This window comes from Enterobacter sp. AN-K1, from assembly GCF_020971765.1.
In the GTDB taxonomy this organism is placed as follows: domain Bacteria; phylum Pseudomonadota; class Gammaproteobacteria; order Enterobacterales; family Enterobacteriaceae; genus Enterobacter; species Enterobacter hormaechei_C.
Genome location: NZ_CP087390.1, coordinates 2,738,484 through 2,759,806 on the forward strand (window position 1 = coordinate 2,738,484; position 21,323 = coordinate 2,759,806).

The window sequence follows — 21,323 nt, forward strand, 5'->3', positions numbered from 1 at the left end:
CGGCGAGAGGGGCTATTTCACGGTGGATAAGTTTTCGCCCACAGCCAGGCGTGTGGCATCGCCGCCCCAGACCTGATCGTACTCATAGCCTGTCAGCTGTTTGATGACCATGCGGGTGCTGGCGTCGCAGTCGCGATAGTCGCCACCGAGCTTCCGACGCGCGATCTCCTTGAGCAGCACCTTATGCGTCTCGCGGGTCAGCTTAAATTTGTAGGTCGCGAAGAAGCTCACTGCCAGCAGCGCGGCGGTGGCAAAAATCATCAGGCCAATTATTGCTCCCAGCGCGCTTTCAGGCTGTGCGCCACTGCCTTTCACAAAACCGGACTCCTGCAACACCAGGCCGATAATCATAATCGCAATGGCGACGGTGCTTTTGCGGGTCAACACCATTACGCCAGCGAAAATGCCTTCCCGGCGCTGCTGCGTGACGATCTCGTCGATATCCGGAATAAAGCTATAAATATTCCACGGAATGTAATAGAGGCCGGAACGGGCTGCACCCAGCAGGATGAAGACGGCGGAGAACAGCAGCGTTGGCACCTCTGTTTTGGTGAGATAAACCGTAAACAGGAATGCCAGCACCAGGAAAATGCAGCTATACGAAAGGCGCAGTGCGGCGGAAGGGGTCATGTTCAGCCTGTTGAGTAACAGCATAAATCCGTACGTGCCGGGCACGGAGGCAAAAGCCGCAATACTTAGCCAGCCGGACACTGCTGCCGCATCCTGACTCAGGCAATACACCACGTAATAGGTAAAGACTGAACCAAATACGTCCATCGCGGTGAAGGAGAAAATATAAATAAGAATATGCAGGCGGAAAGCGCGAATACGAAAAGAAGAGAAGAGATCCAGCACCAGATATTTGAGGTGATTAATTACTCCGCTGCTGCGCTGGGTATCAACTTTGAAGTCATACTCCTGATGCACATCTTTTGCTTCCCAGGTGCTGTACCAGGTAATAAATACCGCGATGCAAAAGACGCAGGAAAATATCAGTCCGGTTAGCGTGTAGGTAAAGGAATTATCTTTGCCGGTAAATTGCATAATCACGCCCGGAACCGACACCGCAAGAAAACCGCCCAATTGCGAGCAGATCATCCGTACGCCCGACAGGCGGCTGCGCTCTTCATAGCGGTTGGTCATCTCCGCGGCGAGGGTTTCCCACGGCACCAGCACCATCGCTGAAAGCAGTTCGATGGAAAGATAGGTGCCCAGGTAATACCAGTAACCCATGTCCGTCAGCCACAGCAGAGCATAGAGGAACATTAAGGGAGAGCTGAGTAATAAGAAGAAACGGCGACGGCCAAATTTACGCCCAAGCCAGGTGTCGCCGAAATTGTCGGTGATGTAACCCATTATCGGGCTTAATACCGCGTCAATGACGCGGGCAATAGCAAATATAGAGCCGGCTTCCACGACGGATAATCCGCAATAGGTGGTGTAAAAAAATAACAGCCAGGTGCCGATAATGGCGAAAGCGCCTCCGCCAAAGAGGTCGGTTATGCCGTAGCCAAGCGCCACGCCATAACCCACTCTGCGTTCAGTTGGTTTAACCATAATAATATCCAGTGTAGGGTAGATGTAGAGGTTGTATTTTTATTGCACTGCTGGACTACACGTGACGTTCTAATTATTAATATCTATCCATTGTCTTAACTGAGATGACCGATAAAAAGCCTCCACAATCTTGAGTGATTTTCCGGCGGTACAAATATCGGTAAAATCCGTACTCTCCGGGTGATGAATAGCGTGATAAAAACGGCGGATCGCCTGCTGGTGTCCTAATCCCCAGTAACTTTTTGCGGTGCCATCAGGAGAGGCATCGCTTTCCAGGCGAAATCGTTCGCCGGGCGTTATGCGCCAGAGCGTGTTGTCGTTGAGCAGCAGTGAGCCGCGCTCGCAGTGGATCTCCAGACAGAGGGGGGAATCCGTGGTGTGGCAGTTGCTGGCATAAAACAGACCGCGCGCACCGTTGGTAAAGTGAAGCGTGGCCATCGCGCTGTCTTCCCCTTGCGTGACGTCAGCCAGTTCCCCGCTGTCGACTACCCCCTTCAGCCGCGTGACGCCACCCGCGAACCACTGCATCAGATCGAGGGTATGGATCGCCTGGTTGATTAGCAGGCTTCCACCTTCCGTTGCCAGCTGCCCGCGCCACGGGCTTTCCGTGTAATACGCCCCCGAGCGGGACCAGGTCAGCACAGCTTTGATACTTAACATCTTTCCCAGTACGCCTTCCGCCAGCTCCTTGCAAATGCGCAGGCTGGTCGGATTGAGCCGGTTCTGGTAGCAGACGCCGAGCCTGCCGGGTGCCTGCGCGGCGGCAGAGGCAATGTCGGCAAGCTCGCTGCTGTTCATGCCCACCGGTTTTTCGCAAAAGACATGTTTCCCGGCGGCCAGCGCCGCCAGAATCATGTTTTTGTGCTCGAAGTGGGGCGTGCAGATATGCACCACGTCGATGCTGTCATCCAGCAGCATTTCCCGGTAATCCTGATAAAAGCGGCACTGATAGTTCATCGCCAGCTTCAGTCCTTTGACGCTGTCGATATCGACCAGCGCGCGCAGCGCGACATTGGGGATTTGCCTCAGGGCATTCACATGGCAACTGTGAATAGCCCCGGCACCGATAATCGCCGTGTTCAGGATGTTCATGTCGTCCCCTTAGTCAGCTGCGTTTGCGAGCATTTGTGCTTTCACGCACAGTTCGGCAGCTTTGAAAGCATGCGCCTGAGTCATGGCATTTTCGGTGCGGTGCAGGCAGTCGAGGATCAGTTCGCCAAAGTACGGGAACCCAACCTGCCCGGCCACAGGATAGCGGAACTCGCCCTCGTTATTGACGAGGTAAACGACATCCTGCTCACCCCGGGTGAGATCGACATATTTACGGATCTCGATATACCCGTCGGTACCGAGCAGCGTCAGGCGACCATCGCCCCAGGTGGAGAGCCCGTCAGGAGTGAACCAGTCACAACGGAAATAGCCGCTGGCGCCGTTTTCTCCTTTGAGCATGGCGTCGCCAAAATCTTCGAATGCGGGATACTGCGGGTGGTTAACGTTGCGCACCTGGCTGGCGACCACGGTGGCGTCGCGGTTGCCGGTATAAAACAGGAACTGCTCGATCTGGTGGCTGCCGATGTCGCACAGGATGCCGCCGAAATAGCGACGATCGTAGAACCAGTCCGGGCGGCCAGTCCCTTCCCGGTGCGGCCCCATGCCCAGGGTTTGCACCACGCGACCAATAGCGCCCTGCTGTACCAACTGCCCGGCAAAGACCGCGCTTTCCACGTGCAGACGCTCGCTGTAGTAGACCGCGTATTTTTTCCCGGTTTTCTCCACCATCGCTTTGGCGTCTGCCAGCTGTTCAAGGGTGGTGAGCGGCGCTTTGTCCGTGAAGTAGTCTTTGCCAGCCGTCATCGCCTTCAGCCCCAGCGCACAGCGTTCGGAGGGGATGGCCGCCCCGGCCACCAGGCGCACGTCGCCATCGGCGAGAATAACGTCCAGGGAATCAGCCACCTTCACCTGCGGGTACTGCTGAACAAACGTGTCCACTTTCGCCGGATCGGGATCGTAAACCCACTTCAGCGTGGCACCTGCTTCAATCAGGCCATTACACATTCCGTAGATATGGCCGTGGTCGAGCGCGGCGGCGGCAAATACAAATTCACCCGCCTGCACCACCGGCTGCGGTTTGCCCACCGGCGCGTAGTTCATTCCGTCATTCTTGTTCATGGTTACAGTCCTCGATCCAGATCTTTACCCAGAGGGATAGCGCCCACTTCGCTGAAGTTGGCGACGCTTGCGGATTTTTCATAAAAACGGGGGGCGAGAGCGTTCGTCCCGCCGGTACGGTAAAACGGATCATCGCGGCCAACAGGCAGGGAAACGACACTGCGGGTAATGGCTGATTTATACATCGCAGTAATCAGCTCCAGCGAGCGCTTACCCTGCACGCCGTCCACCAGCGGGGCCGTACCGCGCTCAATGCTCTGAAGCAGGTCGTTAATCTGCCCGGTGTGCAGAGTCCATTCGAGCCTGGGCGTCGCCTGGAAAACGGCGTCAAGCCGGGCTTCTCGCTCAATATCGTTGGTCTCCTGCGGGAAGCCGTTGTCAGCACTCACGCTGGCATAAGCCTGCCATGGGGCGGAGATGCGCGCTTTATCACCCTGGATAATGATCTTCTGATCTTCCCCGTGGTGTACTACCGAGGCGGTAAGCTGGGTGAGTGCGCCGCTGGGGTATTTGAATATCGCGGCGCTAAGGTCTTCCACTTCGGCGTTGTCATGGGCCACGTTGGTCATCATCGCCACCACCTCAGACGGGAAGCCGAGCATCCACTGAATGGCGTCAATATGGTGCACCGCGTGGTTCAGCGTGCAGCCGCCCCCTTCCTTTTCCCACGTGCCGCGCCACCACAGGTCGTAGTAGCAATGTCCGCGCCACCAGAAGGAATCCACCTGCGCATGGCATATTTTTCCGGCGAGGCCGGAATCCAGCGCCGCTTTTAAGCGCCAGAAGGCATCGGTAAAGCGGTTCTGGGCAATGATGGAGAGCGTTTTTCCGCTGGCCTGCTGGGCGGCGATCATCGCATCACACTCCTCCAGCGAGGCGGCCATCGGTTTTTCACACAGCACATGGCAGCCGGCATGAAGCGCATCAATGCTGATCTCCGCATGGACATAGGGCGGGGTGCAGACGTCAACGATATCGATGGGAAGCGCATCCTCCAGCAGCTGCCGGTGGCTGGCGTACACGCGGGCGTCCGTCAGGCCGTAACGCGCTTTTTTCTCTTCCGCTTTCTCCGGATAGATATCAACCAGCGCAACGATCCGGCAGCGCTGTCCAAACTGCAAATAACCCTGAATATGGTTATGGGAGATATTTCCTGTTCCCACAATGGCGACATTTAACATCGATTTTCTCCGGTGTTACTAGGTAGCCGCGGCATCCAGCGTGATGCTGGTGGCCTCTTTATCTACAGAGGTGCTGATGCGCTGCTGAAGCAGGCGCAGGTATTGCTTTTCGTTTAGCGGTAGCTCAACCCAGTCGTCCGTCCAGGTGGAGAGGTGCATGGCGTTAGAGAGGGTTAAACCGCGAATGCCGTCCAGACCCGGTGCAATCAACGGCTCGCCGCGCAGCACGGCGGCGCAGAAGTTGGCGGTGATGACGTGGTGCTCGCTGTATTCCGGGGCAACAGGGACAGAAACCTCCCAGCATTCCGGCTCACCGAAGCCATTCTGCCAGCGAGCGTTAAACTCGGTTTCCGATTCGCGCAGCCGCCAGTAGCGCAGTTTGCCCTCGTCGACGACCACTTTGCCGCGATCGCCGACAATCTCCAGGCGGTTGGTACCCGGTGTTTCCGCGACGGTGGTGATGAACACGCCGGTCGCGCCACTGGCATATTCGGCGTAGGCTGTCACCTCGTCTTCCACTTCGATATCGCGATGCTTACCGAACTGGCAAAACGCGCGCAGACGAACCGGCATGCCCACCAGCCACTGCCAGAGATCGAGCTGGTGCGGGTCCTGGTTGAGCAGCACGCCGCCGCCTTCCCCTTTCCAGGTGGCGCGCCAGCCGCCGGAGTTGTAGTAACTCTGCGAGCGATACCAGTTGGTGATGATCCAGTTGGAGCGGCGGATCTCGCCCAGCTCGCCGCTGTCGATCAGATCTTTCACTTTCTGATACAGCGGGTTGGGCCGCTGGTTATACATGATGCCGAACACCACGTCGCACTCCCGGGCGCAGGCGTTCATCTCCTGGACCTGCGCGGTGTAGACGCCTGCTGGCTTCTCACACAGGGTATGAATGCCGTGGCGCATCGCCAGCATCGACAGGTGCGGGTGATCGTAATGCGGCGTGGCGACAATGACCGCATCGATAAGCCCGCTCTGGAGCATCTCCTGCGCATCACTGAACAGCGGAATGCCACCAACCAGCTGCCGAATGGCCGGATGCTTTTCCGGCGCGTTATCGCACACCGCCGTAAGGCAGGCGTCGCTGACGGTTCCGGCCAGTAAATAGCGTGCGTGGACCGTACCGATATTACCTATACCAATAATGCCAAAACGTACCTTCTCCATTTCTCACCTTAATTTCAGTCAAAAAGCGTGATGACCGAAAAATAGGAAAGGCGAGACGTAGCGACAATGTGTTTTTGTGAGAATACTCGCAAGGTGAATAAGTAAACTCCAACCATTTTGAAATTTGGTTTTAAAATCAAAGCGCTGTTTCTGCAAATATTTGCAAAAACTGATTGAGAGCGAGGTCACACTATGCCGGGCAAGTTAAAAATGGAGGAGATCGCATCCCTGACGGGATATTCCGTGAGCACGGTTTCCAGGGTGTTGAGCGGCAAGTCTTATACCAGCGATAAGGCCCGGGAAGCCATTGTCCGCACCGCGCGGGAGCTTGGCGTGCTGGAGTCGATGGCGAGCGGACGGCTTTTAATTAACGGAATCGCTGTATTTGCGCCTGAAAGAACGTTTCAGGGTCGTGGGGATATTTTTTATCTGGAAGTGACCAAAGGCATTGCGGAAGCCAGCGCGCCACATAATGTCTGGATCAGTTATTGCGGATTAGAGGAACAGAATGCGGACGTGAAATTATTTATGGAAAAGGCAAGCCATAAAAATATTAACGCAATAATTATCATTGGTACGGATGATTCCACCATATTTAAGCTGGCCAGCACGCTGAATAAACCCTGTGTATTAATTAATTCTGTCGACCGGGACCGGGTGCTGGATTCGGTTTCGCCCGATCATCGCGCAATCGGCTTTACCACGATGCAATATCTTTTCGAGCAGGGGCATCGCCGGGTGCTGACCATCACCTGTTTACGCCGGGACACGCTCTATGCCCGGCTGGATGGAATTAAAGAAGCGTACCGGCATTTTCATGTGGCGTTTGAGCCGCAGCGGGATTTACTGGTCACGGAGTGGTTTACCGCTGAAGAGGCTGAGCGCGAGCTGGATGCGTGGCTGTTACGTCACGACAGAGCGCAGTGGCCTGAGGTCATTTTTCCCAACAGCACCAGCATGACCGAGGGTGTGCTGAAGGCGTTACAGCGGCATGGGCTGCGCGTGCCGGAAGACATCTCCATCATCACCACCGATTTTGCGTGGAATTTAGCAAACCGGCTTGAAAAGCCCATTACGGGGATCACGGTGCCCTGTCGGGATTTGGGTATAGAAGCGGTGCATTTGCTGCAAACGCGGCTCAACCGACCACAGGCGCCAGTGTTTAACCTGCTGTTGCAGGGGAAAGTCATTGATTACGGCTCGGTGAGTAATGCCACGCGCCACGCGGCTCGCGTGGCGCTGATGCAGTAATCAGGCCTGCTGGGGAGGCAGGCAAACGCCAATGCCGCCGATACCGCAGTAGCCGTACGGATTTTTATGCAGGTACTGCTGGTGGTCGTCTTCGGCATAGTAGAACGGTTTCGCGGTAGCGATTTCCGTCGTGACCTGACGTTTATCACCGGCCGCCTGCATCGCTTCCTGGAAACGCGTCAGGCTGGCGTGGGCGGCGGCCTCCTGCTCTGGGGTGAGCGGGTAGATGGCCGAACGGTATTGGGTGCCGTGATCGTTACCCTGACGCATGCCCTGCGCCGGGTCATGGTTTTCCCAGAACACCTGGAGCAGCTGTTCATAGCTAATGACGCTCGGGTCATACACCACACGCACCGCTTCAGCATGACCGGTCTCACCGGAACAGACTTCGCGATAGGTTGGGTTAGGCGTATATCCTCCGGTGTAGCCCGCAGCGGTGCTGTACACGCCCGGCAGTTGCCAGAACAGGCGTTCTACGCCCCAGAAGCAGCCCATGGCAAACAGGGCGATCTCCATTCCATCAGGAACGTTTGTCATTGAATGGTTGTTTACGGCGTGTAATGTTGCCACTGGCATAGGGGTGTTGCGTCCCGGTAACGCATCGGCTTGTGATACCAGATGCTTTTTATCGAATAAACTCACGGTGGGGCCTCCCGGGTAGCGTTGTTTCGGTTAAGGTTGTCACGAAGCGTTTAATTGAACACAATAAATGCGATGAATGAGTCTAGATTTAATCATAAGAAATATTTGGGTGTTACACCCTTTTTCAACCCGTAATTTGGGTTTTTGGCTTTCAGGCCGTATTTTGCCGCGGAGCGGCACTGCATTTGCTTCCAGGGTGGAAACAGGGATATTCAGGAGAAAACGTGACAAAGATCCGCCAGTTATGTTTAGTCAGTTTAATGCTGACCAGCGGGATTGCCAGCGCGGCGAATGTCCGTTTGCAGGTTGAGGGGTTATCCGGGGCGCTGGAAAAAAACGTGCGTGCGCAGCTTTCTACCATCCAGAGCGATGAGGTCACGCCGGATCGGCGTTTTCGCGCGCGCGTGGATGACGCCATCCGCGAAGGCTTAAAGGCGTTGGGGTACTACGAACCCACCATCGATTTCGATTTACGCCCGCCGCCGGCGAAAGGACGCCAGGTGTTGATTGCCCGCGTCTCGCCGGGCGAACCCGTCCTGATTGGCGGCACGAACGTGGTGCTGCGCGGCGGTGCGCGCACCGATCGGGACTACCTGGATCTGCTCAGCACCCGTCCGAAAGTGGGCACCGTGCTCAATCACGGGGATTACGATCGTTTTAAAAAATCCTTAACCAGCGTTTCGCTGCGCAAAGGCTACTTCGACAGCCGGTTCAACAAAAGCCAGCTGGGCGTTGCGCTTGAGCGACGTCAGGCATTCTGGGATATCGATTACGACAGCGGCGAGCGCTACCGGTTTGGCGATGTGACCTTCGAAGGATCGCAAATCCGTGACGAGTATCTGCAAAATCTGGTGCCGTTTAAAAAGGGCGACTACTACCAGTCCAGCGACCTGGGCGAGCTGAACCGTCGTTTGTCCGCGACGGGCTGGTTTAACTCCGTGGTGGTAGCGCCGGAATTTGATAAATCCCGTAAAACGAAAGTGTTACCGCTGCATGGCGTGGTCTCTCCGCGCACCGAGAACACCATCGAGACCGGTGTCGGCTACTCCACGGACGTCGGCCCGCGCGTGAAAGCCTCGTGGAAAAAACCGTGGATGAACTCCTACGGCCACAGCCTGACCACCAGCGTCAGCCTGTCTGCACCTGAACAGCAGCTGGACTTCAGCTATAAAATGCCGCTGCTGAAAAATCCGCTTGAGCAATACTACCTCGTGCAGGGCGGCTTTAAGCGTACCGATTTGAACGATACCGAGCAGGACTCGACGACTCTTGCGGTATCACGCTTCTGGGATCTCTCCAGCGGCTGGCAGCGCGCCATTAACCTGCGCTGGAGCCTCGACCACTTTACCCAGGCAAACGTCACCAACACCACCATGCTGCTTTATCCGGGCGTGATGATCAGCCGTACCCGCTCGCGCGGTGGCCTGATGCCGACCTGGGGCGATTCTCAGCGCTACTCCATCGATTACTCCAACACCGCCTGGGGCTCCGACGTAGACTTCTCCGTCTTTCAGGCGCAAAACGTCTGGATCCGCACGCTGTACGACAAACACCGCTTTGTGATGCGCGGTAATCTCGGCTGGATCGAAACCGGTGATTTCGAACGCGTCCCGCCGGATCTGCGCTTCTTCGCCGGGGGCGACCGCAGCATTCGCGGGTATAAGTACAAATCGATCTCACCTGAAAACGACAAAGGCCAGTTGACCGGGGCGTCAAAACTGGCGACTGGCTCGCTGGAGTACCAGTACAACGTCAGCGGCAAGTGGTGGGGAGCGATGTTCGTTGACGGCGGTGAAGCGGTGAACGATATCCGCCGCAGCGATTTCAAAACCGGCGCGGGCGTAGGCGTGCGCTGGCAGTCACCGGTCGGGCCCATCAAGCTCGATTTCGCCGTTCCGGTGGGCGACAAAGACGAACACGGTTTACAGTTTTACATCGGTCTGGGGCCTGAATTATGAGTTTATGGAAGAAGATAAGCCTCGGGGTGCTGATTTTTATCGTATTACTGCTCGGTACGGTGGCGTTTCTGGTGGGCACCACCACGGGCCTGCATTTGCTGTTTAACGCCGCGAACCGCTGGGTGCCGGGGCTGGAAATCGGCCAGGTCACGGGCGGCTGGCGCGATCTGCGCCTGAAAAATATCCGTTATGAACAGCCTGGTGTGGCGGTGAACGCGGGCGAGTTTCATCTGGCGGTCAAGCTCGGCTGCCTGCGGGACAGCCAGCTATGCGTAAACGATCTGTCGCTAAAAGACGTTAACGTGGCGATAGATTCCAAAAAAATGCCGAAGTCCGAGCCTGTCGAAGAAGAGGACAGCGGCCCGCTGAACCTCTCCACGCCGTACCCGATTGCGCTTTACCGGGTCGCACTGGATAACGTGAATATCAAAATCGACGACACGACGGTATCCGTGATGGATTTCACCTCCGGTCTGCGCTGGCAGGAGAAAAACCTCACCCTGACCCCAACCTCCCTGCAAGGGCTGCTGATTGCGCTGCCGAAGGTGGCCGATGTGGCGCAGGAAGAGATCGTCGAGCCGAAGATCCAGAACCCGCAGCCGGAAGAAAAACCGCTGGGCGAAACGCTGAAAGATCTCTTCTCGAAACCGGTTCTGCCGGAGATGACCGACGTGCATCTGCCGCTGAACCTCAATATCGAAGAGTTTAAGGGCGAGCAGTTGCGTCTGACCGGCGATACCGATCTGACGGTCTTCAACATGCTGCTTAAAGTCAGCAGTATCGACGGCAACATGAAGCTCGACGCGCTGGATATTGATACTAACCAAGGGTCGGTCAACGCCTCAGGCAATGCGCTGCTGCGCGACAACTGGCCGGTAGATATTACGCTGAACAGCGCCCTGAACATCGATCCGCTGAAAGGCGAAAAGGTGAAGGTGAAAGTCGGCGGCGCGCTGCGCGAGAAGCTGGAGTTCGGCGTGAACCTCTCCGGACCGGTGGATATGGTGCTGCGCGGGCAAACCCAGCTGGCAGAGGCCGGTTTACCGCTCAACCTTGAGGTTGTCAGCAAGCAGCTTTACTGGCCGTTCACCGGCGAAAAACAGTTCCAGGCTGACGATCTGAAGCTGAAGCTAAGTGGCAAAATGACCGACTACACGCTGTCGTTCCGCACGGCAGTGAAGGGGCAGGGGGTACCGCCCGCCGATATAACCCTGGATGCGAAGGGTAACGAGTTGCAGGTTAACCTCGACAAGCTGACCGTGGCGGCGCTGGAAGGAAAAACCGAGCTGACCGCGCTGCTCGACTGGCAGCAGGCGATCAGCTGGCGCGGCGAGCTGAAGTTGACCGGGATCAACACCGCTAAAGAGGTCCCGGACTGGCCGTCAAAACTGGATGGCCTGATCAAAACCCGCGGTAGCCTGTACGGTGGCACCTGGCAGATGGATGTGCCGGAACTCAAGCTCACCGGCAACGTGAAGCAGAACAAAGTCAACGTAGAGGGCTCGCTTAAGGGCAACAGCTATCTCCAGTGGGTGATCCCGGGCCTGCACGTGGCGCTGGGTCGCAACACGGCGGATATCAAAGGCGAGCTGGGCGTGAAAGACCTCAATCTGGATGCCACCATCGACGCGCCAAATCTCGATAACGCCCTGCCGGGTCTTGGCGGCACGGCGAAGGGGTTAGTGAAGGTTCGCGGTACGGTGGAGGCGCCGCAGCTGCTGGCGGACATCACCGCCAATAACCTGCGCTGGCAGGAACTTTCTATTGCCCGCGTACGTGTCGAGGGAGACGTGAAATCCACCGATCAGATCGGCGGAAACCTGGATCTGCGCGTGGAGCGTATCTCTCAGCCGGACGTGAACATCAGTCTGGTCACGCTGGCGGCAAAAGGTAACGAAAAGCAGCACGATCTCCAGTTACGCGTGCAGGGCGAGCCGGTCTCCGGGCAGCTGCACCTGACGGGCAGTTTTGACCGCCAGGCGACGCGCTGGAAAGGCGTGCTGGATAACACCCGCTTCAGCACGCCGGTCGGCCCGCTGGTGCTGTCGCGGTCTGTCGCGCTGGATTACCGCAACGCGGAGCAAAAGATCAGCATTGGGCCACACTGCTGGACCAACCCGAATGCTGAGCTGTGCGTGCCGCAGACCATTGATGCGGGCGCGGAAGGACGCGCGCAGATCAACCTCAACCGTTTCGACCTGGCGATGCTGAAACCTTTTATGCCGGAAACCACCCAGGCCAGCGGGGTCTTCAGCGGCAAAGCGGACGTCGCGTGGGACACCACCAAAGAGGGACTGCCGCAGGGCAGCGTTACCCTCTCCGGGCGTAACGTGAAGGTGACGCAGGAGGTCAATGACGCGCCGCTGCCGGTGGCGTTCGACACCCTGAATGTGAACGCTGACCTGCGTAACAATCGTGCGGAACTGGGATGGCTGATCCGCCTGACCAACAACGGTCAGTTTGACGGACAGGTGCAAATTACCGATCCGCAAGGGCGGCGCAATCTCGGCGGCAACGTCAATATTCGCAACTTCAACCTGGCGATGGTGAATCCGATCTTCTCGCGGGGAGAAAAGGCGGCGGGGATGCTCAGCGCCAACCTGCGTCTGGCGGGGGATGCGCAAAGCCCGCAGCTGTTTGGCCAGATGCGGTTAAACGGTGTGGACATTGACGGTAACTTTATGCCGTTCGATATGCAGCCAAGCCAGCTGACGATGAACTTTAACGGCCAAAGCTCAACCCTCAGTGGCTCAGTGTTGACGCAGCAGGGACAAATCAACCTGAGCGGTGACGCAGACTGGAGCCAGCTCGACAACTGGCGCGCCCGTATTGCGGCCAAGGGCAGCAGGGTGCGTATCACGGTACCGCCGATGGTGCGCCTGGACGTGTCGCCAGACGTGGTCTTTGAGGCAACGCCGAGTCTCTTCACTCTGGACGGCCGTGTTGACGTACCGTGGGCGCGCATCGTGGTTCACGAGGTGCCGGAAAGCGCGGTTGGCGTCTCCAGTGACGAAGTTATGCTCAATGAAAATCTGAAACCTGTTGAACAGAAGAGCGCTGGCATACCGATCAATAGTAATCTTATCGTGCACGTGGGGAATAACGTGCGTTTGGACGCGTTTGGGCTGAAGGCGAGACTCACGGGTGACCTGAAAGTGGCGCAGGATCAACAGGGACTTGGCCTCAATGGACAAATCAATATTCCTGAAGGGCGCTTCCATGCCTACGGGCAGGATTTGATTGTGCGTAAAGGCGAGCTGCTGTTCTCCGGTCCACCGGATCAGCCGGTACTCAATATCGAAGCGATCCGTAACCCGGAAGCCACCGAAGATGATGTGATTGCAGGCGTGCGCGTGACGGGCTCCGCTGATGAACCTAAGGCAGAGATCTTCTCTGACCCGGCCATGTCGCAACAGGAAGCGCTCTCTTACCTCCTTCGCGGCCAGGGTCTGGATAGCCAACAGGGCGATGGTGCGGCAATGACATCAATGTTAGTCGGTCTGGGGGTTGCACAAAGTGGTCAGGTTGTGGGTAAAATCGGTGAGACGTTTGGCGTAAGCAATCTGGCGCTGGACACTCAGGGCGTGGGTGACTCTTCGCAGGTAGTGGTCAGCGGCTATGTACTGCCGGGTCTACAGGTAAAATATGGCGTGGGGATCTTTGACTCACTGGCTACACTCACGTTACGTTATCGCCTGATGCCTAAGCTATATCTGGAAGCAGTGTCCGGCGTAGACCAGGCACTTGATCTGCTCTATCAGTTTGAGTTTTAGCAATGCGAATATTTGTTTACGGCAGTTTACGAACCAGGCAAGGCAACAGCCACTGGATGACCAACGCCCAGTTGCTGGGAAATTACACAATCGAAAACTACCAGTTGTACAGTCTGGGCCACTATCCAGGCGCGGTTCCGGGGAACGGAACGGTACAGGGTGAGGTTTATCGTATTGATAATGCCACGCTGGCCGAACTTGATGCCTTGCGCACCAGGGGCGGTGAATACGCTCGCCAGTTGATCCAGACGCCTTACGGCAGTGCATGGATGTACGTGTACCAACGTTCGGTCGACGGGTTAACGTTGATTGAAAGCGGTAACTGGTTAGACAGAGACCAGTTCTGAAAAACGACAACGCCACCGTAAGGTGGCGTTGTCGTTTTGCGCCGTAGGCCCGTGCAAGCGTAGCGCCGCCGGGCGATACTCCCCAATCGCACGGGTTACCTGGAGCGACAGGCACAAAAAAGCCCCGACGCGCGGGGCTTAGTCTCAGCAGTAAGAATTACTTCTTAGCAGCACGTTCGAAAGAGGCGATGATTTCTGCTTTCGCCGCTTCTGCGTTATCCCAGCCTTCAACTTTAACCCATTTGCCTTTTTCGAGATCTTTGTAGTGCTCGAAGAAGTGGGCGATCTGCGCTTTCAGCAGCTCTGGCAGGTCGTTCACATCTTTAATGTGATCGTACTCTTTGCTCAGCTTGGTGTGCGGTACGGCAACCAGTTTCGCATCTTCACCCGCTTCGTCAGTCATTTTCAGCACGCCAACAGGACGGCAGCGAATGACGGAGCCTGGCTGCAATGGATATGGCGTTGGGACCAGTACGTCAACCGGGTCACCGTCCAGAGACAGAGTGTGGTTGATGTAGCCGTAGTTGCACGGATAGAACATGGCGGTAGACATGAAACGGTCAACGAACAGCGCACCGGTGTCTTTGTCGATTTCGTATTTGATTGGATCTGCGTTGGCCGGGATTTCGATCACAACGTAGATGTCTTCTGGCAGTTCTTTACCCGCAGGGACGTTGAGTAAGCTCATGTCGGTGTCCTTTAAAATGGATGGTAAACAAGTGGCAGGTATTATAGCCAACTGGCGCTGAAAGTCTCCGCCTGTTTTCGTCTTCTCTCCCTCACGCCTTCACTTTTCAGACCGTTTCCATGACAGGATAATCCATAAACTCAGCCGCATTTTAAATGTTGAAATGAAAGCGATTACAAACTTGTGATTAACGTTTTATTCACTTTTCTGAAGTGTGATGTAACGCAATCCGTAACATATTCCATTGGCTATAGTTCATCCGCGGAACATCTTTTAACCAACAATAACCTACCCTACGAGGACGTTCATATGTGGAAGCGCTTACTTCTTGTTACAGCAGTTTCGGCAGCCATGTCGTCTATGGCGATGGCCGCACCCTTAACCGTTGGATTTTCGCAGGTCGGATCTGAATCTGGCTGGCGCGCCGCTGAAACGAATGTGGCGAAAAGTGAGGCAGAAAAGCGCGGTATTACGCTGAAAATCGCCGATGGTCAGCAAAAGCAAGAGAACCAGATTAAAGCGGTGCGCTCGTTTATCGCTCAGGGCGTGGATGCCATCTTTATTGCCCCGGTTGTCGCCACGGGCTGGGAGCCGGTGCTGAAGGAAGCCAAAGATGCTGAAATTCCGGTCTTCCTGCTCGACCGTTCCATCGACGTAAAAGACAAATCTCTCTATATGACCACCGTCACCGCCGATAACGTGCTGGAAGGCAAACTGATTGGTGACTGGCTGGTGAAGCAGGTGGATGGCAAGCCGTGTAACGTGGTTGAGTTGCAGGGCACCGTCGGGGCGAGCGTGGCTATCGACCGTAAGAAAGGTTTCGCGGAGGCCATCGGCAAAGCACCAAACATCAAAATCATCCGTTCTCAGTCCGGCGACTTCACCCGTAGCAAGGGTAAAGAGGTCATGGAAAGCTTCATCAAGGCAGAAAATAACGGCAAAAATATCTGCATGGTTTATGCCCACAACGACGACATGGTAATCGGCGCCATCCAGGCCATCAAAGAAGCGGGCCTGAAGCCGGGCAAAGATATCCTCACCGGCTCGATCGACGGCGTACCGGACATCTACAAAGCGATGATTGACGGCGAAGCGAACGCCAGCGTGGAGCTGACGCCAAATATGGCGGGCCCGGCATTCGATGCGCTGGAGAAATTCAAGAAAGACGGCACCCAGCCTGAGAAGTTGACCATCACCAAATCCACGCTCTACCTGCCGGACACGGCGAAAGAAGAGTTAGAGAAGAAGAAAAATATGGGCTACTGATCCAGTGAAATTGCCGGGTGGCGCTGCGCTTACCCGGCCTACGATACGCTCTTTTGTAGGCCGGATAAGCGTAGCGTCATCCGGCCTGATGCAGGGGGAAACCATGACCACCGAACAACACCAGGAAATCCTCCGCACAGAGGGCCTGAGTAAATTTTTCCCTGGCGTTAAGGCGCTGGATAACGTTGATTTCAGCCTGCGGCGTGGGGAGATCATGGCGTTGCTCGGCGAAAACGGGGCGGGGAAGTCGACGCTGATTAAAACCCTGACCGGGGTCTATCACGCCGATCGCGGCGCTATCTGGCTGGAAGATAACGCCATTTCGCCCAAAAACACCGCGCATGCCCAGCAACTGGGGATCGGCACGGTCTACCAGGAAGTGAACCTGCTGCCAAACATGTCGGTAGCGGATAACCTGTTTATTGGCCGCGAACCCAGACGTTTTGGCCTGCTGCGCCGCAAAGAGATGGAAGCGCGCGCCGCGAAGCTGATGGAATCGTATGGCTTCTCTCTCGACGTGCGCGAACCGCTGAACCGTTTTTCCGTAGCGATGCAGCAAATCGTCGCGATCTGTCGCGCTATCGATCTCTCGGCGAAAGTGCTGATCCTCGATGAACCCACCGCCAGCCTCGATACCCAGGAAGTGGAGATGCTTTTTACCCTGATGCGCCAGCTGCGTAATCAGGGCGTCAGCCTGATTTTCGTGACGCATTTCCTCGATCAGGTTTACGAGGTGAGCGACCGTATAACGGTGCTGCGCAACGGCAGCTTTGTCGGCTGCCGGGAAACCCGCGAGCTGCCGCAGATAGAGCTGGTCAAAATGATGCTGGGCCGCGAACTCGAGACCAACGCGCTTCAGCGCGCGGGCCGTACGCTGCTGAGCGAAAAACCGATCGCCGCGTTTCACGATTACGGCAGAAAAGGGACCATCGCGCCGTTTAACCTCGAGGTACGCCCCGGTGAAATTGTGGGTCTGGCGGGGCTGTTAGGCTCCGGGCGCACCGAAACCGCCGAAGTCATCTTCGGGATCAAACCTGCCGACAGCGGAACGGCGCTGATCAAAGGCAAACCACAAACGCTACGTTCACCGCATCAGGCGTCGTGCCTCGGCGTGGGCTTCTGCCCGGAGGACAGGAAAACGGACGGGATTATTGCCGCCGCCTCGGTGCGGGAAAACATCATTCTGGCGCTACAGGCCCAGCGCGGCTGGCTGCGTCCGATCCCTAAGCGCGAGCAGAACGCGATTGCCGAGCGCTTCATCCGCCAGCTCGGTATACGTACCCCGAGCGCGGAACAGCCCATCGAGTTCCTCTCGGGCGGTAACCAGCAGAAGGTTCTCCTCTCGCGCTGGCTGCTCACCAAACCGCAGTTCCTGATCCTCGACGAGCCCACGCGCGGTATCGACGTGGGCGCGCACGCCGAAATCATCCGCCTTATCGAAACGCTCTGCGCCGACGGTCTGGCGCTGCTGGTGATCTCGTCTGAGCTGGAGGAGCTGGTCGGCTATGCCGATCGCGTCATCATCATGCGCGATCGCAGGCAGGTGGCAGAGATCCCGCTGGATAAACTGTCGGTTCCGGCGATCATGAATGCCATCGCGGCGTAAGGAGTCAAATGTGATGTCCCGTTCTCTTTCGCAAACTGGCGAAGCAAAGCGCCGCTTCACCTGGCCGACCGGCACGCCGCAAATCGTGGCGCTGCTGCTGGTGCTGCTGGTGGATAGCCTGGTGGCTCCGCATTTCTTTCAGATCGTCGTGCAGGATGGCCGCCTGTTTGGTAGCCCGATCGACATCTTAAACCGTGCCGCGCCCGTGGCGCTGCTGGCGATTGGTATGACGCTGGTCATTGCCACCGGCGGGATCGACCTCTCCGTCGGTGCGGTAATGGCGATTGCGGGCGCCACCGCCGCCTCGATGACCGTCGCCGGGCACAGCCTGCCGGTGGTTCTGCTGGCCGCGCTGGGCTCCGGCGTATTAGCCGGGCTATGGAACGGCATTCTGGTCGCAGTGCTCAAGATCCAGCCGTTTGTCGCGACGTTGATTTTGATGGTGGCCGGGCGCGGTGTGGCGCAGCTTATCACCTCCGGTCAAATCGTCACCTTTAACTCCCCGAGCCTGGCGTGGATCGGCAGCGGTAATTTTCTGTTCTTCCCGACGCCGGTGATCGTCGCGCTGGTGACGCTGGTGATGTTCTGGCTTTTCACCCGCAAAACGGCGCTCGGGATGTTCATCGAAGCGGTGGGGATTAACATTCGGGCCGCGAAAAACGCCGGGGTAAATACGCGGCTGATGGTGATGCTGACTTACGTGCTGAGCGGCGTCTGTGCTGCGATTGCCGGGGTGATCGTGGCCGCCGATATTCGCGGAGCGGATGCCAATAACGCCGGACTCTGGCTCGAGCTGGATGCGATCCTCGCGGTGGTTATCGGCGGTGGATCGCTGATGGGCGGACGTTTTAATCTGCTGCTCTCGGTGGTGGGGGCGTTGATTATTCAGGGTATGAATACCGGTATTTTGCTCTCCGGGTTCCAGCCGGAGCTGAATCAGGTCGTCAAAGCGGTCGTGGTGCTTATCGTACTTATCGTGCAGTCGCCGCGCTTTATCACTCTCATTAAGGGGAACCGCGGTCATGATAAAACGTAATTTGCCGTTAATGATCACGCTGGGCGTGTTCGTGCTGGGGTACCTCTATTGCCTGACCCAGTTCCCGGGCTTCGCCTCCACGCGGGTGATTTGCAACATCCTGACCGACAATGCCTTTTTAGGCATTATCGCCGTCGGCATGACGTTTGTGATCCTCTCCGGCGGGATCGACCTCTCCGTTGGGTCGGTGATCGCCTTTACCGGCGTGTTCCTTGCCAAGGCGATTGGCTTTTGGGGGATTTCGCCGCTGCTGGCTTTTCCGCTGGTGCTGGTCATGGGCTGCGCGTTCGGCGCCTTTATGGGGCTTTTGATCGATGCGCTGAAAATCCCGGCCTTTATCATCACCCTCGCCGGGATGTTCTTCCTGCGCGGCGTGAGCTATCTGGTGTCGGAGGAGTCAATTCCGATTAACCACCCGATCTACGACACGCTCTCCAGTCTGGCGTGGAAAATCCCCGGCGGGGGGCGCCTGAGCGCAATGGGGCTGCTGATGCTGGGCGTGGTGGTGATCGGGATCTTCCTCGCCCACCGTACCCGATTTGGTAACCAGGTTTATGCCATTGGCGGCAGCGCCACGTCCGCGAACCTGATGGGAATTTCCACGCGCAGCACGACTATTCGCATCTACATGCTTTCGACCGGGCTGGCCACCCTCGCGGGGATTGTATTCTCGGTTTATACCCAGGCAGGCTATGCCCTGGCGGGGGTGGGCGTTGAGCTGGACGCCATAGCCTCGGTGGTGATTGGCGGTACGCTGCTCAGTGGCGGGGTGGGGACGGTGCTCGGCACGCTGTTTGGCGTGGCGATCCAGGGGCTGATTCAGACCTATATCAACTTCGACGGCACGCTCAGCTCCTGGTGGACCAAAATCGCCATCGGCATTCTGCTGTTTATTTTTATCGCGCTCCAGCGCGGCCTGACGGTGCTGTGGGAGAACCGCCAGAGCTCGCCTGTTACCCGGGTGAATACATCTTTAACAGAGCGATAACATGCTGAAATTGCTTAAACTCTAAACATTTTCCGGTAGCGGCCGATATTCTTTTTTTATGCCCAGAAATATCTCGCTACCGGAAATAACATCATGCTTAAAACGCTATCGATTCGTACCGGCTTGCTCTCTTTACTGGCCGTTATGACCCTTCTGCTGCTGATTGTCAGCGGCATCGGCATTTATGCCCTTACACAAAGTTCCGCTTCTCTCCAGCGCATCAATCATCTTCAGGGTGAACAGATGGTGCAGCTGAATGCCGGCTATACGCTGATCCTGCGCGCGCGTAACGAAGCGGGGCAGGCCGTCCGCATGATGGAGGTCGGCCTGCTGGACGATGCGGCCAGGGCGGTCAAAACCATTAACCAGGAAGTGGCGCTGGCACAGAAAACGCTGAAGGATGTGATCGGCAGCGGCGTGGCGGATGAGCAGGGGCAAAAGCTGCTGGATAACGTTGCCGCGAGTCTGGCGGTGTACAACCAGCAGGGTATCAGCCCGATGCTGAAAGCCCTGAACGAGCAAAGCGCGGACAGCTATTACGATCTGCTGGAAAACAAGCTGGTCCCGGTGGCGAAGCAGTTTGATAACGATATGCAGGCGTTCCAGGCATGGAGCGAGGCGCGCGGTAAAGCGGAGGTGAGCGCCGTGCAGGCGAGTAAAACCCGCGTGCTGATCCTGATTATCGTCGCGGCGCTGCTGACGGCTGGCATTATCGTGCTGGCCTGGCTGGTGCTGCGCCATATGCTGCTCAAGCCGCTTTCAGCCTCGATTGCCCAGCTGGAACATGTGGCGGCCGGGGATTTAACCCATACCCTGAACGCGCCGGCGAGCCAGGAATTTAATCGCCTTAACGCGGCGATCGAAGGGATGCGCCAGTCGCTGATGGACTCGGTTCTGCGGGTGCGTGACGCCAGCTCGCAGATTGATACCGGCAGCCGCGAGCTGACGGCCGGGAATATGAACCTGGCCCAGCGCACGGAATCCACCGCCACCTCGCTGGAGCAGACGGCCGCCAGCATGGAAGAGATCACCGCCACGGTGAAACTTAACGCCGATAACGCCGAGCAGGCGCACCAGCTGGCGAAGTCGGTCTCCGATACCGCCGATCACGGCAGTGAAATGGTCTGCTATGTCATTGAGAAGATGCGCGACATCTCCGGCAGTTCGGCGCGCATCGCCGATATCCTGAGCGTCATCGACGGCATTGCCTTCCAGACCAATATTCTGGCGCTGAACGCCTCCGTTGAAGCGGCGCGTGCGGGTGAGCAGGGGCGAGGTTTTGCGGTCGTGGCGGGTGAGGTGCGTAATCTCGCCAGCCGCAGTGCTGATGCGGCGAAAGAGATCCGCTCGCTTATCAGCGATTCGCAAACCCACGTGAACGAGGGCAGCGAGCTGGCGCAGCAGGCCGGTGAGACGATGGACGAGATCGCCACCGAAGTACTGCGTATGACCAAACTGATGCGTGAAATTGCGACGGCGTCCCAGGAGCAGAGCCGCGGTATTGAGCAGGTGAATATCGCCGTCAATCAGATGGATGAAACGGCGCAGCAAAATGCGGCGCTGGTCCAGCAATCATCTGCGGCAACTCGTTCCCTGGAGGAACAGTCGCGCGAGCTGATGGAAGCGATGGCCTCCTTCAAGCTGACGATGCAAACGGCCTGAAAAAAAGGGGAGCCTGCCTGGCTCCCCTTTTC

At 57.0% G+C, this 21,323-nt stretch carries 16 protein-coding genes; 9 read left to right on the plus strand and 7 right to left on the minus strand.

The window, feature by feature from the left end:
- Nucleotides 1-12: 12 nt before the first annotated feature.
- The 5 genes from LOC22_RS13135 to LOC22_RS13155 all read right to left on the minus strand — a co-directional run bounded on the left by LOC22_RS13135 (nt 13) and on the right by LOC22_RS13155 (nt 6,074).
- Nucleotides 13-1,557, minus strand: coding sequence for an MFS transporter (locus tag LOC22_RS13135; RefSeq protein WP_017694657.1), 1,545 nt, complete (start codon nt 1,555-1,557; stop codon nt 13-15).
- 69 nt (nt 1,558-1,626) lie between these two features.
- Nucleotides 1,627-2,649, minus strand: coding sequence for a Gfo/Idh/MocA family protein (locus LOC22_RS13140; protein WP_230238952.1), 1,023 nt, complete (start codon nt 2,647-2,649; stop codon nt 1,627-1,629).
- A 9-nt stretch (nt 2,650-2,658) separates the two neighbouring features.
- Nucleotides 2,659-3,726, minus strand: coding sequence for a Gfo/Idh/MocA family protein (locus LOC22_RS13145; RefSeq protein ID WP_017383930.1), 1,068 nt, complete (start codon nt 3,724-3,726; stop codon nt 2,659-2,661).
- Between the two features lie 2 nt (nt 3,727-3,728).
- Nucleotides 3,729-4,907, minus strand: coding sequence for a Gfo/Idh/MocA family protein (locus LOC22_RS13150; RefSeq protein ID WP_230238953.1), 1,179 nt, complete (start codon nt 4,905-4,907; stop codon nt 3,729-3,731).
- Nucleotides 4,908-4,925: 18 nt separating this feature from the next.
- A complete protein-coding gene (locus LOC22_RS13155) occupies nt 4,926-6,074 on the minus strand; it encodes a Gfo/Idh/MocA family protein (protein WP_230238954.1) in 1,149 nt (382 codons plus the stop codon).
- A 192-nt stretch (nt 6,075-6,266) separates the two neighbouring features.
- Between LOC22_RS13155 and LOC22_RS13160 the strand changes: the two genes are divergently transcribed.
- Nucleotides 6,267-7,325, plus strand: a complete 1,059-nt coding sequence (locus LOC22_RS13160) for a LacI family DNA-binding transcriptional regulator (protein WP_015572495.1) — start codon at nt 6,267-6,269, stop codon at nt 7,323-7,325.
- On the opposite strand, the gene msrA is transcribed toward LOC22_RS13160, so the two are convergent.
- On the minus strand, nt 7,326-7,967 hold the full coding sequence (gene msrA, locus LOC22_RS13165; RefSeq protein WP_006810351.1) for a peptide-methionine (S)-S-oxide reductase MsrA: 642 nt from the start codon (nt 7,965-7,967) through the stop codon (nt 7,326-7,328). It lies immediately after the preceding gene.
- A gap of 224 nt (nt 7,968-8,191) precedes the next feature.
- Between msrA and tamA the strand changes: the two genes are divergently transcribed.
- Genes tamA through LOC22_RS13180 form a run of 3 tightly spaced genes read left to right on the plus strand, consistent with a single transcriptional unit; the run spans nt 8,192 to nt 14,045 of the window.
- Nucleotides 8,192-9,925 carry an autotransporter assembly complex protein TamA gene (gene tamA, locus LOC22_RS13170; protein WP_017694656.1) on the plus strand — a complete coding sequence of 578 codons (1,734 nt, stop codon included), beginning with the start codon at nt 8,192-8,194 and terminating at the stop codon, nt 9,923-9,925.
- Entirely contained in the window at nt 9,922-13,698 is a 3,777-nt protein-coding gene (gene tamB, locus LOC22_RS13175; protein WP_032608368.1) for an autotransporter assembly complex protein TamB, read from the plus strand. The genes tamA and tamB overlap by 4 nt, the downstream gene beginning before the upstream one ends.
- Before the next feature lie 2 nt (nt 13,699-13,700).
- Nucleotides 13,701-14,045 carry a gamma-glutamylcyclotransferase gene (locus LOC22_RS13180; RefSeq protein WP_017383925.1) on the plus strand — a complete coding sequence of 115 codons (345 nt, stop codon included), beginning with the start codon at nt 13,701-13,703 and terminating at the stop codon, nt 14,043-14,045.
- A gap of 157 nt (nt 14,046-14,202) precedes the next feature.
- Here the strand turns inward: LOC22_RS13180 and ppa are convergent, their stop codons facing one another.
- Nucleotides 14,203-14,733, minus strand: a complete 531-nt coding sequence (gene ppa / locus LOC22_RS13185) for an inorganic diphosphatase (RefSeq protein ID WP_006810347.1) — start codon at nt 14,731-14,733, stop codon at nt 14,203-14,205.
- 309 nt (nt 14,734-15,042) lie between these two features.
- Here ppa and ytfQ point away from each other — a divergent pair, with 309 nt between their 5' ends.
- The 5 genes from ytfQ (at nt 15,043) to LOC22_RS13210 (ending at nt 21,291) form a co-directional block, all read left to right on the plus strand.
- The gene (gene ytfQ / locus LOC22_RS13190; protein ID WP_039271932.1) at nt 15,043-15,999 is read left to right on the plus strand and encodes a galactofuranose ABC transporter substrate-binding protein YtfQ; all 957 of its coding nucleotides are present in this window, start codon (nt 15,043-15,045) and stop codon (nt 15,997-15,999) included.
- Nucleotides 16,000-16,102: 103 nt separating this feature from the next.
- Nucleotides 16,103-17,605: a galactofuranose ABC transporter, ATP-binding protein YtfR gene (gene ytfR / locus LOC22_RS13195; protein WP_047728131.1), complete on the plus strand. Its 1,503-nt coding sequence runs from the start codon at nt 16,103-16,105 to the stop codon at nt 17,603-17,605.
- Between the two features lie 10 nt (nt 17,606-17,615).
- Nucleotides 17,616-18,641, plus strand: coding sequence for a galactofuranose ABC transporter, ATP-binding protein YtfT (gene ytfT, locus LOC22_RS13200; RefSeq protein WP_017694652.1), 1,026 nt, complete (start codon nt 17,616-17,618; stop codon nt 18,639-18,641).
- Nucleotides 18,628-19,629, plus strand: a complete 1,002-nt coding sequence (gene yjfF, locus LOC22_RS13205) for a galactofuranose ABC transporter, permease protein YjfF (protein WP_017383921.1) — start codon at nt 18,628-18,630, stop codon at nt 19,627-19,629. The genes ytfT and yjfF overlap by 14 nt, the downstream gene beginning before the upstream one ends.
- Before the next feature lie 93 nt (nt 19,630-19,722).
- Nucleotides 19,723-21,291: a methyl-accepting chemotaxis protein gene (locus LOC22_RS13210; protein WP_015572503.1), complete on the plus strand. Its 1,569-nt coding sequence runs from the start codon at nt 19,723-19,725 to the stop codon at nt 21,289-21,291.
- Nucleotides 21,292-21,323: the final 32 nt, after the last annotated feature.

What these genes read in the sequence shown, in the direction of transcription:
- LOC22_RS13135 (WP_017694657.1), bottom strand. Translation starts at nt 1,557, where the DNA reads ATGGTTAAACCAACTGAACGCAGAGTGGGTTATGGCGTGGCGCTTGGC.
- LOC22_RS13140 (WP_230238952.1), bottom strand. Translation starts at nt 2,649, where the DNA reads ATGAACATCCTGAACACGGCGATTATCGGTGCCGGGGCTATTCACAGT.
- LOC22_RS13145 (WP_017383930.1), bottom strand. Translation starts at nt 3,726, where the DNA reads ATGAACAAGAATGACGGAATGAACTACGCGCCGGTGGGCAAACCGCAG.
- LOC22_RS13150 (WP_230238953.1), bottom strand. Translation starts at nt 4,907, where the DNA reads ATGTTAAATGTCGCCATTGTGGGAACAGGAAATATCTCCCATAACCAT.
- LOC22_RS13155 (WP_230238954.1), bottom strand. Translation starts at nt 6,074, where the DNA reads ATGGAGAAGGTACGTTTTGGCATTATTGGTATAGGTAATATCGGTACG.
- LOC22_RS13160 (WP_015572495.1), top strand. Translation starts at nt 6,267, where the DNA reads ATGCCGGGCAAGTTAAAAATGGAGGAGATCGCATCCCTGACGGGATAT.
- tamB (WP_032608368.1), top strand. Translation starts at nt 9,922, where the DNA reads ATGAGTTTATGGAAGAAGATAAGCCTCGGGGTGCTGATTTTTATCGTA.
- LOC22_RS13180 (WP_017383925.1), top strand. Translation starts at nt 13,701, where the DNA reads ATGCGAATATTTGTTTACGGCAGTTTACGAACCAGGCAAGGCAACAGC.
- ppa (WP_006810347.1), bottom strand. Translation starts at nt 14,733, where the DNA reads ATGAGCTTACTCAACGTCCCTGCGGGTAAAGAACTGCCAGAAGACATC.
- ytfQ (WP_039271932.1), top strand. Translation starts at nt 15,043, where the DNA reads ATGTGGAAGCGCTTACTTCTTGTTACAGCAGTTTCGGCAGCCATGTCG.
- ytfR (WP_047728131.1), top strand. Translation starts at nt 16,103, where the DNA reads ATGACCACCGAACAACACCAGGAAATCCTCCGCACAGAGGGCCTGAGT.
- yjfF (WP_017383921.1), top strand. Translation starts at nt 18,628, where the DNA reads ATGATAAAACGTAATTTGCCGTTAATGATCACGCTGGGCGTGTTCGTG.
- LOC22_RS13210 (WP_015572503.1), top strand. Translation starts at nt 19,723, where the DNA reads ATGCTTAAAACGCTATCGATTCGTACCGGCTTGCTCTCTTTACTGGCC.